The organism is Fictibacillus phosphorivorans, from assembly GCF_023715845.1.
GTDB classification, from domain to species: domain Bacteria; phylum Bacillota; class Bacilli; order Bacillales; family Fictibacillaceae; genus Fictibacillus; species Fictibacillus phosphorivorans_D.
Genome location: NZ_JAMBOR010000006.1, coordinates 130,842 through 144,021 on the forward strand (window position 1 = coordinate 130,842; position 13,180 = coordinate 144,021).

A 13,180-nucleotide genomic window follows, 5' to 3' on the forward strand; every position below is an offset into this window, starting at 1 on the left:
TTCGCTCAAGAATCCCGATCTTCGCTCAGAATTTCTCTTGTACGCTCAAAACAGGTCTCGTTTCGCTCAAAATCTTGTCGCTACGCTCAAAGTGCCCCTCTTTTCGCTCAAACATCTCTCTTCCACCTGAAAAAACTCTTTTAAACAGCAAAAAATCCTTCAAACAACAAAAAAAATTGACACCAAAAGCGCATGGTTTCGCTTCTGGGTCAATTTTTCACAGGAATCGGATAAAATTCAATGAATTTTTTCTATTTCTGTCTTTCTGCAGCCATCGCTTCTGCTTTTGTTCGGTGAACGGTTCCAAACGGGTGCTCAGGCGGAGCATAGATCGAGTACAGTTTGAGTGGCTTGTTACCTGTATTGATGACATTGTGCCACTTACCGGCCGGAACCATGATAGCAAAGTCGTCATACGCTTGAACGACAAAGTTCAATTGATCTTGGGAATCACCCATCTGCACCAACCCTTCACCTTCCTCGATCCTTAAAAACTGATCTGTGGTCGGATGCCGTTCTAATCCGATGTCTTCTCCCACACCGATGCTCATTAAGGTTACTTGAAGATGTTTCCCCGTCCATAAAGCCGTTCGGAATGTATTGTTTATTTTTGTTGCTTCTTCAATATTAATGACCAACGGCTTTTTACCATAATCTCGAATTTCACTAGGGGTGTCTCGGTATAACGATTCCATGCGAACGGCACTTTCATTTTTCTCAGCAGCAGCTTGCATAAAAAGCTGCTGTATAAATGGATTCTCATCGCGCTGACAATAGTTCTGATAAGTATGGGACCCTTCGAGTTCCAACTCATAAGCCCTTTTCAATCCATCTTTGTAATTGTAAAAGGCGACAGGATCTACATGAAATTCTGGTTGTAGTCCCGTAAGTGAGGTATACATTTGTTGAAAGTACTGCAAATGATTTTGCTTCGCTTCAAGTACGTTCAGAATATGCTGCCTATGCTCCTCATTAGGCGCCGTTTGTACTAGCCTCTGGTATAAATCAACCGCTGTAGCTTCTTTTTGAATACCTGCTAATAAAGAATCTGCCTGTGACTGGTCAATTCGGTTGTAAGAGTGATACACGTTGCTCATTCCCTTCAAAGACTTATCAGATTATCATATGCCTATGTCTAAAGAAGGTGCCCACTTCTCATTCAGTTTAAAACGTGATATACTTGTCGAGCGATGAGCTAATTGCATAAGACGAGATTGACGCGCCTTTATGGCAATGCACAAATGTGGAGTGCTGTCTCTCGCCGCAATACGCATAAAAGACGTCCTGTTGGACGTCTCAGCTTGTAGACAAAGTCATGTCTACAAGCTTTTTTTATTGTACAATTAAAGTAGATAATGTTTGAGGGGAGAAATATACATGTTATCTAAGCATTCTACTGAAGGACGTCATCAAGTTACTCTAGCAGCTCTCGACGAGCTTGTTCCACAGGATCATTTAGTACGAAAAATCGATCAAGTCATGGATTTTGACTTTATTTATGATGCGGTAAAACATACATATTCTTTGGATAATGGCAGACCAAGCGTGGATCCTGTTGTTCTCATAAAGCTGGTTCTGATTCAATACTTATTCGGGATTCGATCCATGCGTCAAACCATTAAAGAGATTGAAACGAACATCGCTTATCGTTGGTTTTTAGGCTATGACTTGAATGAAAAGATTCCACACTTCTCCACCTTCGGGAAGAACTACGCACGCCGTTTTCATGATAGTGATCTTTTTGAACAAATCTTTTACCGTATTCTTCGAGAAGCTACAAACCATGGTCTCGTTGATCCTTCTGTTGCGTTCATCGATTCTACACATGTGAAAGCCAACGCGAATAAGAAGAAATTTAACAAGAAGATCGTACGCGTCGAGACTCGTAGCTATCAAAATCAACTAGAAGAAGAAATCAATATCGACCGTGAGGTACACGGAAAAAAGCACTGACCCCTCAAACAAAAACGGAAACGAAAGAAATAAAAATCAGTACGACTGATCCTGAAAGTGGTTACTATGTAAAGGATGAACGAGAGAAATTGTTTGCCTACTCGTTTCATACTGCCAGTGATTCAAGAGGTTTCATTCTTGGTAGTCTCGTTACTGGAGCCAATGTACATGACAGTAGAATGCTTGAGCCATTAGTGAATCAGTTGGTTGAAAACATCGGAAAACCGAACGCCTTAGCCGTTGATGCAGGATATAAAACACCACCGATCGCCAAGTTTTTAATGGAAAATGAAATCCGTACAGTCATGCCTTACACCCGACCGAAAACCAAAGATGGATACATGAAAAAGTATGAGTATGTTTACGATGAATATTACGATCAGTACATATGCCCACAAGGTGAAACGTTATCATATAGAACGACGACCCGCGAGGGTTATCGGCAATACGCTTCTAATCCTTTAAAGTGTAAACAGTGTCCGTTGCTCTCTAAGTGTACACAGAATAAACAGCACATTAAAATGATTCACCGGCACATCTGGCAGGATTATATAGAGGAAGCCGATCACCTTCGGCATACGGAAAAAAATAAAAAAATATATGCACAGCGAAAAGAAACCATTGAACGGGTTTTCGCTGATGCAAAAGAAAAGCATGGTATGCGATGGACGAGGCTCAGAGGGCTTAAAAAAGTTTCCGCGCACGCGATGCTTACTTTCGCTGCCATGAATCTTAAAAAACTGGCAAACTGGACATGGCGAGGGCCATGTCTAGTGTAATAAAAGTCTAAAAAACCTTGAAAAACAAAAAAATAAAGACAAACCCCATCTCAAAAAAATGTGAGGTGGGGTTTGTCTACGGTCTGAGACGTCCTGTTGGACGTCTTTTTTCATTTATTTCAGTATCGTTGATTCTCCTTAATTTCCTCTAATCATTTTGTAATTCTTTCATTTTATTTATTACTTTTCCTAAGCTGCCCTTCGAATCCTATAAGTGTAATTAAAATAAATAGTGATGCGGAAAAAATAATAATGACCACTGGAGTCCTCCTATATGTATATCTTTTAGTCATAAAACCCTCTCCACTCTATATTCCACTGTTGAAAATATATTCCTTGTAAGTGTGGGAAAGTCCAGCGCACATGCATGTTTGTAGGTGTAAAAGGCAATAACTTGGGATAATAAATAAGCGTGTGATAGGATGATACTTATTCATAATCAGGAGAAACGGGGTGAAAATTAATGAAAGGCATTCATCGAAAACAGGACTGGCTTGGCAGGCTGCTGGCTTCTGATCCTGGACAGATCCGCTTTTATAAAGCAAGCCGCGCGACCATCAGTTTGATCACCTCTGTTTTCACAACGTTATTGATTCTGCGTGCAGCTGGTAACTCCGTGATCACCCCTGCCATTGTTGCCGGTATGGCCGGAATGCTCGGAATCATGGCAGTCATGGATGACACGAAGGAAAAGATGAAGGTCACGACGCTATTGATGGCCCCTTCTGCAATGCTTGGGATCACGATCGGCTCTTTATCAGGTAATGCGGTTTACATCGATGTGATGATGATCATCATCATCTTCTGCAGTTTTTATCTCACTCGATTTGGTGTGCGCTTTTTCTCTTTATCGATGATCATGTTTATGACCGTTTATATATCGTCTGTTTTGAAACTGCACAGCAACCAGCTTCCATGGTTTTTTGGCGGTATTACGATTGGTATCCTCTCTGCTTTTTTGGTGAACTTTTTTCTTTTTCAAAGCACAGCAAAAAGTTTAAGAAACAGTCTTGAGTCGTTTCATTTTCAGAGCAACCTGACCTTTAATCTTTTGCTGGATGCTATGAAGGACCCGGAAGTAAGCCTCAAACGAAAAAAAGAGATCCAGAAGAACGTACATAAACTAAAAGAGTACGCCGTGATCGTGTCGGGATACATAAAAGTAGAAGATGTTCAGGAGATGTGGCCTGGCCTTACCACTTCACAGCTGAGGTTATATGTCTTTGACACGGGAATGCTCGCTGAGACGTTATCTGATTCCATCCAGAGTTTAAAAAATACAGATGCTCAAGAACTAAAAGAAATCAGACCTCTTCTTATCGAGGTTACGCAAACGTTGCGGGCTTCGAAGGTGCTGGCGCCGAATGTCGAAGAACAGCAGTTAGAAGATGCTGAACGAGCGGTGCAAAAGCTTCGTCTGATGATCCTCGACCTTTTGAATCGTGACCATGATCCAAAAGGATGGGTCTTTTTAATAAGACGTATTGAATCGATCGCGAACCATGTGATCGAAGGCGCGACAACGATTCAGCAGTCACTGCAAGGAAAAAAAGCTGACACCTTGGGACTAGAAGAAACGGAAGAAGTCTTAGAAAAAGAAACGTCAAAAGAAGAAACAGGTTTAAAGCCATCTACACGTAAAGCATTCCAAGCGCTAGTCGCTGGTGTTTTATCCATCCTAGTTGGAGGGATCTTCTCTCCCACCCAGCCTTATTGGGTGCTGCTCACAGCGTTCATCGTCCTGCTCGGAACAGAATCGATCGGCCGTATCTACACAAAAGGTTATCAGCGTTCCCTTGGGACGATTATCGGAGCTGTAATCGGTTTTTTGATGGCCAAACTTTTGTCTGGCCATCCTGTTATTGAAGTCATTCTGCTCTTTGCTGTTATCTTTTTGGCTTTTTATCTTCTCACCGTATCTTATATGATGATGAGTTTATTCATCACGATGTTGATCGCGTTTATGTACGATATCTTGCTAGGCGGAATTACGTTTGAGCTCATCGGCTCCCGTGTTCTTGATACTATCGCAGGGGCTTCCATCGCACTCGTTGTGTCCACCGTTGTTTTTCCGAAGAAAACGAAACAAAAAGTGGCCGAAACGATTCAGGACTTTTTTGAAGAGCTTAAACCTTATGTTACGGAATATGTGAAAAGTTTTCGGGAGGATGTTAACGTTAAAGAACTTTCTGAAAAAGGGTTCCTACTGGATCAAAAACTCCAGGCCATAAGAGATGAGGCTCACACATTATTGCAACGGCCTGGCTCTCCTGCACATACGGAAATGAGCCGGTGGTTCACCATACTGTCCGCCATTAACTATTACGCGAAACACCTCGTTGCTTCTTCCTATCGAAAAGGATTCGATTATCCAGAGGAACTGATCGACGTATTTAAAAATACCGAAGAAAAGCTTGGACAGAATCTTGACGCTTTGAAGGAGCTGCTTAAGCGTGGTACGGATAAGGAAAAAATCCTGATGTACAGTCTTGAGATAGAACGTGAACAGATCGAACGCCTCGCACCGAGTAGAAAACAAACGCAGCGTGACTTAATCCATCACCTTTTTTACGTATGGCGGATCAATCGTTCGTTGATCGAACTAGGAAAAGAGTTAGGTGCGGTTGAAAAATAATGGTCTCATAAAAAGGAGCTCAACTCCACAATCTAATAGGGTATTAAATTTTTTGAGGAGTTGACATTTAATGAGACACCAACGTCATAAAGGAAACAAGGATAAGAACCTTACTTCAATGCCTCAAGTACCGAAGAATCAGATCGCAGATTCAAACAGTGAGGAATATGAATTTGCAAAAGAATTAAACGCTGAGTACGAATTCGAACAGAAGCCTGGGTTTGATACAACAGGGGTAAGACGTAAAGACGAAGACGAAGAATAAGTGATAGAAAGAAACAGCCTTGACCATCTGGTTATTGGCTGTTTTGTTTTTAAGCATACAAAAAAGGCACTATAGAAAGTGCCTTTCGCGTTAGAACATGATGGATTTAACTTGATTTACTTTTACAGCCACTTGAACTTGATTGTTTATTACTTCTAAGTCTTCTTTTGGTTCTTCGTTTAAGTTCGTCACTGAAGCTTTTCCTGTTTCATGCGGAAGATCATAACAGGCCTGTATTTCTTCTTGTGTTGGATTATAGAAACGCAGCACCAGCTTATCCTCTTTTTCAGCCTTTTTCAACGTGCTCAATACGACGTTCGGGCTGACCTCTTTCAATAAACTATAAGATAGAGGTGTCTGTATTCCAGATGCGTTAAGTTTCATGGCGTCATGTGGAATTTTGTTATACGTTTGAATCGGTGTTAAATACTCTTTAGCTAATCGCACTGCGTTTTCTTCCTGACCATGTGTTGCGATCGCAAAATCTATGGTTAGATTTCCGATCATTTGTGAATCAGGAGTCGGCAGTTTGATCCCGGAAGGTCTTCCTGGTCTACGAAGCATCTCTTCCTTTCCAAGATATCCAACACTTCTGAACAAGGTAATGGCGATCGTATCGAAGTTTTCCCCGATGATCTCATATTCTCTCGTGCTGTTGGTAAGAACACTCACACCATAATCCTCGTTTGAAAGACCAACATAACTTAACATCGGATAAATCGGATCTGGACGCTCGTCCCAATCCTCCTTCTCCCATACTTCAATCGCAGAATCGATAACAGGACGCTTGATCAAGCCGAACTGATTATCGGAAAGCGAGAAGGAGGACGCGATGTTTGTCGGGATCAATGCTCGTAGTCGGTGATCCTTAGCCTGATTGTTGATCTCCATTTTACAATGGATAACAGGTTTGTGATTTGGCACTGAAAGCGTCATATGAACCTCAACGAATTGATCGATCTCCTTCAATTTTCTTTTCTCTAGATTAGAAGGGACCTCCAATTTATAATCGATTTCAATGGTCGCTTCATATTTGTTTTGGTTCATTTTAACCGAAGCATTTACGTTGTCACTATAGATCACATCTTTATCTGGCAGTGGAGAGAAATCATATTCATCCCCGTCATCTCCTTCATTTTCAAGAAGAAGAACATTCTCAAACGCCTGCTTTTGTTTTTTATCATAGATGTTTAACGTTCCGTTTGGATTAACCGTGATTTTGTAAAAGTCTGTATCTACTTTATCCACTTCTGATCCTGTAGATGGAGCGTTCTCTTCGCTTTCAGAAACGAAATACGTTTTATAACCCATCGCCGGAACGGTGTCTTTCAATTGAATCTTATAGTTATAAAACGGATCATAGTTTCCGTAATGAACGATCTGTCTATCAATAAGGCCCGGATCCATGATTTCACGATCAAGGATCTCGAAATCTAATTCATTGTTATCCTTATCGACGAGTTTAAACGATTCTAACTTCGTGATCACATTCGTGGTCGTTACTTCGTTTCGTTCATAAGGCAATAGATTGAAAACCGTTAAGCGATCTTCTTGTTTTTGCGTCTCTAAGCTATCCACGATCTTACGCTTATAAAAGTTAATCAATTGATCGACTTTCTCTTCAGCAAGGAAGAAACGGTTGCAGATCTCTCTGTGGACCTTATCCGAACAGCAGCAACCGATACTGTCATGGGCATGGTTCTTCATGATCTCTTTCCAGATCAGTTCGATAAGACCGTGATGATATTCAAATCCTAAGCTGTGTGCGAGTGAAGCTAATGGTTCTAAGATATTCGTGATCTTGTTTTCGATTCTCGTGTTCGCCGCTTTAATATCCATGCGAGTTGAGTAGATACTGCGGTGTACACGCATGTACTTCCCATCGAGGAACTCACCTTTTAAGGTTGGAAGGTCCTCCTGCTTCTCGATCTCCGCGAACACATCTTCATATTTACTTAAGAAAAATTCCCGGTCTGGATAAAGTTTCTTCAGCTTCTCCATGACTTCAAAGATATTCTTTTGAATAGGCATCTGATCATGACCATTCGGTAAGATGATGTTCTCTGTTGTTGCCCCGCGGTCTAAAACCGTAAAGTACTTCTCCATGCGTTTTTGAAGAGCTTCTTCGTCCTCTGGCAGATACTTGCCGATCGCATAACCTAGCGGGAACAGTTGAACAAGTACCTTCGAACCATCTTCTGTCTGCCAGTAGAATTCCGTCTTGTCTGTACCATGGCGTTCTGACGTACCGCGCCAGAAGATGGAATAGCTGATATCAAATCCGTTATAGATCATCGGCATCTGTGCGGATTGTCCGAATGAATCTGGGAGATAGCCGATTCGCATAAAGTCCCCATATTCTTCGCTGTCTTTTATTCCATATAAAAGGTTTCGAACGATCGATTCCGCTCCAACAACCATCTCGTCCGTCTGTGTATACCATGGGCCGATAATTAACCGACCCTCTTGTACAAGCTTCTTAACGCGTTCTTTATTTTCTGGTTTGACCGCAAAGTAGTCTTCTAAGATAGAAGTTTGTCCATCCAAGACATAGTACGGATAATCTGGATTGTTCTCTAGCATCTCCATGATTTCTTCCATGTTGTTAACTAATAAAATTCTTGATTCTTCTGTTGAGAAATACCATTCTCTGTCCCAATGCATATGTGGAACGATGTGAACTTTTTTCATCCTATTCTCCTCCATCTATGCTGCTTTTTTTTCTGTGATATCGTTCTTTTTATATTTACGAGTAAGGATTAAGAGTACCATTGAGATGAATGCGCCGATTAGTGCTGCCCCAAGCCAAACGGAAGCTGCTAATAAGAGTGAGTTCCCTTGTAACAAGGCAAGTGAGAAAATACCTGCACCCGGTACGTTAAGACCGATGTCAAAATAAGCAACGATCGCACCGGCAACGGCTGATCCGGCAATCAATGACGGGATCACTCGTAGCGGATCATTGATCATGAACGGGATGGCACCTTCTGTTATTCCCGCTAAACCTAACAGCCAGGTTTGCTTCCCGACTTCTTGTTCTTGTTTTGTAAAGTATTTTTTTCCGATAATCGTTGCGCCGGTAACGGAGAAGGCTGAAACCATCTTAACGGATGCAAATACCGCGTAAGGCACGATATTTCCGCTCGCCATCGCACCGATACAGAACGTGTATGCTGCTTTGTTTACAGGACCTCCAAGATCGAATGAAACCATTGCTCCGATAACCGCTCCTAAAATGATGGCATTAGCACCACTCATACCTTGTAGCCATTCAATCAATCCTTCATTCACGAATGCCAATGGTTTTCCGACTACAAACAACATGATCGAACCAACGACAAGTGTTCCAATGACCGGATAGAACCAGAAGCTGACAAAGCCTGCAAATGTTCCTTTTGGTTTTACTGTCTGTTTCAAATATTTTAAGAAGTAACCGGCTAATAGACCGCCAAGCATTCCACCTAAGAATCCGCTTCCGATTAAGTTTGCCGCTACCCCTGCTGCAAAACCTGGTCCTAGAGCTGGTTTATCCGCAATGGAATACGCCATGTAAGCAGCTAGGATCGGTATCATCAGCTGACCTAAAAGTGTGCCGCCAAGCTGTCTCAATAGCCATAACCACGAACCTTCTGTATCATAAATTTCTTGAAGTCCGAACGCTTGAGAGATGAAGACAGCTGCCGCTAGGGTCATTCCACCTGCAACAATGATCGGAATGATATAAGAGATACCGGTTAATAGTGAATCCTTGATCTCTGTCTTAACGGATTTTTGTTCTTCGTGATCGTCATCCTCAACAGTTTGAGTAGCAGGTGCATGCTTTGGTTGATTTTCAGCTTTTATTAAAGCTTTTTGGAGAATGCTTTTCGCATTCCGAAGCGGGTCTGCAACTGACGTTTTGACCTTCGGAAGATGTTTAAAACGCTCTTCGTCCTTAACCGCAACATCTACCGCAAAGACCACGGCATCTGCTTCTTGCAGTTGGCCCTTTGTAAAGCGGTCCTCTATTCCGTTTGCGCCTTGTTTTTCTACTAAAACGCGAATGCCCAGTTCTTTACCTGCTTTAACGAGTGACTCTGCCGCCATATACGTATGGGCAATACCTGCTGGACAAGCTGTGATTGCGAGTACTGTTTTATTCGGTTGCTGGACAGGCTCGGCAGGTTGTGTTTCTTCGGCTTCATTCGTTTGATCGAGTCGATCATAGAGCTCTTGGTTGGTTTGTGCATGCAGCAAATTCTTTTTATACTCTTCATTTGATAATCGTGTCACGAGTTCTGATAAAAGAGAAAGATGTGTGGATCCTTCCTCCTCTTTTGGAATCGCTAACAAAATAACCAATTCTACTTGGTTGTTAGGATCGATACTCTCCCAATCACCAATCGGTTTTTCTAATGTAGCTACAGCGAATACGGCTTCTTTTACCGCTGACGATTTTCCATGAGGAATCGCTAAACCGCCTTCAAACCCAGTCGGTGAAAGTGACTCTCTATCCATAACTGCTTGGTAAAACTCTTCTTCTGAATGCAGCTTACCTTCTGCCATCAATTGCTTAATGAGATATGTGATAACTTCGTCTTTGGAACGAAACGATTTTTTCGTATTAAGCAAGGATACTGATGTTAAGTTTTTTAACAACATTTCTGTAACCCCTTTCAATTTTCCGTGTTCCGCTTGTGGTTACATACTAGCAAAAAAAAAATAAGAAGTTGGATTCTTCTTATTTGTACACACATAATTTAGTTTCTGCTTTCTTTTTGTGTATTTATACACATCAATTACTTTGCGGCATTCCAATAGTATTCAGAAAGTGCCCGAACCATTAACATGACCGGTGTTTTGTCTGTTATGTTGTAGTCTTTATAACTTTGTGCTGGAGAAAAGCAGAATAGGTTAATATCTGCTAAAGATTGAAGCGTATTCTTATTAAAGTGTGTAAGCGAAATGATACGGCTTCCCTTTTTCTTAGCGATCTTTGCGACATCTAATACCTGCTTGGTCTCTCCTGACAATGAAATAAGAAACAATACATCGGATGTTTCCAACTGATTTACTTCATGGAGCATATCGTGTCGATGGCTGTGGTATTCCCCATGCTTTCCTATCACTTTCAGGTTCTTTACCATCATTTCGCAAAATGGTGCTGTGTCCCCAACCGCAAAGAAAAGAACCCGTCGAGCCTCTTGGATAGCCTTTGTGGCGGACGCAAATTTGTTTTTATCGATCAAGTCGATCGTCTTGTACATATTGATGAGAAGCTGGTCTTTTGTTTCTGCAGCCTTCGAGGTTTTAATCTCTTCCTTCAGGCTGATCTTCATCTCGGAAAATCCTTCATAGCCTAACTTTTTCGTTAATCGCGTAATCGTGTTCGGCACTGTGTAGAGTTTAGACGCTAAGTTCTGAATGGACAGAGTGGTTGCTTCTTCTTTGTTATTGAGTATGTATTCGATGATTTGATCTTCCGTATCATTAAGCTTGTATTCATACTGATGGACGCGCTCTTCAAATAACATGATTAATTGGTACACCTTCTAACCTGATTAATAAGTAAGGTTATTATATCCGAAACACGGGTTTTTTTCGAAATGATATATTCTTTTTAAAAGAAAAGGTGAAAGGGGCAAAATGAAATATATAGGCTACCCATGGTCGTTGGGGGATCGACTTCCTCATGGAGTTGTGGAATATGGGAAGATGCAGAATGTAAATTACGTAACCTACTCATAAAATTAATTCACGATAAACAACAGGTGATCATTGATTTCAGTTTTTGGGATCGTGCCCTTAAGTTACGTAATAAACGTTTTGATGCAAATTTCTTCCCAATTTCAGAAGAACTTTAACTTCTTACCTTAAGGGTTTCGAAATTCCAGAATTGTAATTAACATTAGTTCACTTTTATAACAACAAAAAAGCAAAAAAATGCAAGATAAAAGTTATCCTGCATGTAAAATAAGATTAATTTTTGCTTTTTACGGCTTCCTTTTTAGTACAAATAATTTTCTATTTATTTTTAACTTTGAGGACCTTCAATGCTTCTTTTGTTGCTTCAGCAATAAGCTTGTCGTTATAATCAGCATCTTTTTGATCACGACTTGAAAGTACAGCAAGAACAATTGGATCACCTTTTGGTGGAAAAATAATCGCAATGTCATTTCGTGTACCATATGATCCTGCTCCACTCTTATCAGCTACTTCCCACCCATTCGGCACTCCAGCACGAATTAAGGAATCTCCAGTAGTATTTCTCTTCATCCAATCAATTAAAAGTTCACGTTTTTTAGTTGGTAGTTTATCTTCCAGAGTAAAAACCCGAAGACTAGTAGCTAGTGCTCTTGGTGTACTGGTATCATGAGTTTCACCTGGATTAACATCATTTAAATATGGCTCAAATCGTTCTGGGCTGGTAACATTATCACCAATTCCCTCCAGTGCTTTTTTAAATCCAGTCGGTCCCCCAAGTTGTTGGAGAATAAGGTTTCCAGCAGTATTGTCACTGTATCGAAGAGAAGCATCCGAAAGCTCCTTAAGAGTCATCCCCGTATCAACATGCTTTTCTGTAATCGGACTATAAGTGACAAGATCCTCACGTGAATAGGTAATTGTTTTATTTAAGTCTTCCATTGATCTCTGTTGTAAAAGTGTTCCTACAGCTAGAGCCTTATGAGTGGATGTAAAAGCAAAACGCTCATCTGGATGATAGTTTACCGTTTGGTTTGTACCAGTATCTAACGCAAAGACTCCGAGTTTAGCATCAAATTTTTCTTCAAGCTTGGCAAAAGCATGATTATGATTTGCAGTTTCTTGTATTAGGGGTTTCGTTAATTTAGCATCAACGTTATTGTTTAATAAACATATAAACGTTACACATGAAAGAAATAATATAGGCACAATTTTTCGAAAAATATATGAACTAAAAATGTTGCTCAATGTTTTCATTAAAACTCAACCTCTTTCTATTAAAATTTTAACGCTATCTTATCAAATATACATATCTATGGGTATGAAATGTTAATCATACTTTTATAATAAAAAACTAAATATTTTGAATGTTCGGCTTTTTTAGTAAGTGTTTTTACTTATTACACGTTCGCTCAAGATTCCCTGTTTTCGCTCAAAATCAATGAATTACGCTCAGAATTGACTCCGTACGCGCAAATGGCTCATCTACGCTCAGAAAGACCTTCCTTTCGCTCAAACTCGGCTTTTCCTTCATTATTAAACGACGTTTTCCCTTCAAATTTGCCTCTTCCCTCACATACTGCACTTCAAAGTTTTACTTAATAGCTTAAAACAGCTAAGAGTGGTAATATATTTCTTTGTTAATGATGAAAAAATTGGACTTCTGTCAATAAAGTGGAGATAAATTTTGTGAGAAATATTCAATTGAGTCCCATTCTTAAGGGATTTTCATATGAACATCAATGAGCCTCTTCACAGAGGCTTTTTATTATGGGCGCTTTATGAGATTTTTGACATGCTTAATAAACGATGCGCCCGTTCCACTTTATTCGGCGTTGAATAGCCAAGCGTAGAGTGTTTTCGTCT

Annotated in this window: 7 protein-coding genes and 1 pseudogene; 3 read left to right on the top strand and 5 right to left on the bottom strand. The window is 40.6% G+C overall.

Going from position 1 to position 13,180, the window contains the following annotated elements; all coding sequences use genetic code 11:
- Positions 1–251: 251 nt before the first annotated feature.
- Positions 252–1,097 (bottom strand): cupin domain-containing protein, encoded by an 846-nt coding sequence (locus M3206_RS07190; RefSeq protein WP_251311837.1) that lies wholly within the window; start codon positions 1,095–1,097, stop codon positions 252–254.
- 280 nt (positions 1,098–1,377) lie between these two features.
- Here M3206_RS07190 and M3206_RS07195 point away from each other — a divergent pair.
- The 3 genes and pseudogenes from M3206_RS07195 to M3206_RS07205 all read left to right on the top strand — a co-directional run bounded on the left by M3206_RS07195 (position 1,378) and on the right by M3206_RS07205 (position 5,632).
- A pseudogene (locus M3206_RS07195) lies at positions 1,378–2,732 on the top strand (IS1182 family transposase).
- Positions 2,733–3,195: 463 nt separating this feature from the next.
- Positions 3,196–5,367 (top strand): FUSC family protein, encoded by a 2,172-nt coding sequence (locus tag M3206_RS07200; protein WP_251311838.1) that lies wholly within the window; start codon positions 3,196–3,198, stop codon positions 5,365–5,367.
- A 70-nt stretch (positions 5,368–5,437) separates the two neighbouring features.
- Complete coding sequence (locus M3206_RS07205; protein ID WP_251311839.1) at positions 5,438–5,632, top strand: YfhD family protein; 195 nt, start codon at positions 5,438–5,440, stop codon at positions 5,630–5,632.
- Between the two features lie 90 nt (positions 5,633–5,722).
- On the opposite strand, the gene mngB is transcribed toward M3206_RS07205, so the two are convergent.
- From mngB to bla, 4 genes are all read right to left on the bottom strand, one after another.
- The gene (mngB, locus tag M3206_RS07210; RefSeq protein WP_251311840.1) at positions 5,723–8,323 is read right to left on the bottom strand and encodes a mannosylglycerate hydrolase; all 2,601 of its coding nucleotides are present in this window, start codon (positions 8,321–8,323) and stop codon (positions 5,723–5,725) included.
- Positions 8,324–8,338: 15 nt separating this feature from the next.
- On the bottom strand, positions 8,339–10,273 hold the full coding sequence (gene mngA / locus M3206_RS07215) for a PTS 2-O-a-mannosyl-D-glycerate transporter subunit IIABC (protein WP_251311841.1): 1,935 nt from the start codon (positions 10,271–10,273) through the stop codon (positions 8,339–8,341).
- Between the two features lie 137 nt (positions 10,274–10,410).
- On the bottom strand, positions 10,411–11,145 hold the full coding sequence (locus M3206_RS07220; protein WP_251311842.1) for a MurR/RpiR family transcriptional regulator: 735 nt from the start codon (positions 11,143–11,145) through the stop codon (positions 10,411–10,413).
- Between the two features lie 490 nt (positions 11,146–11,635).
- The gene (bla, locus tag M3206_RS07225; protein WP_251311843.1) at positions 11,636–12,571 is read right to left on the bottom strand and encodes a class A beta-lactamase; all 936 of its coding nucleotides are present in this window, start codon (positions 12,569–12,571) and stop codon (positions 11,636–11,638) included.
- Positions 12,572–13,180 lie beyond the last annotated feature (609 nt).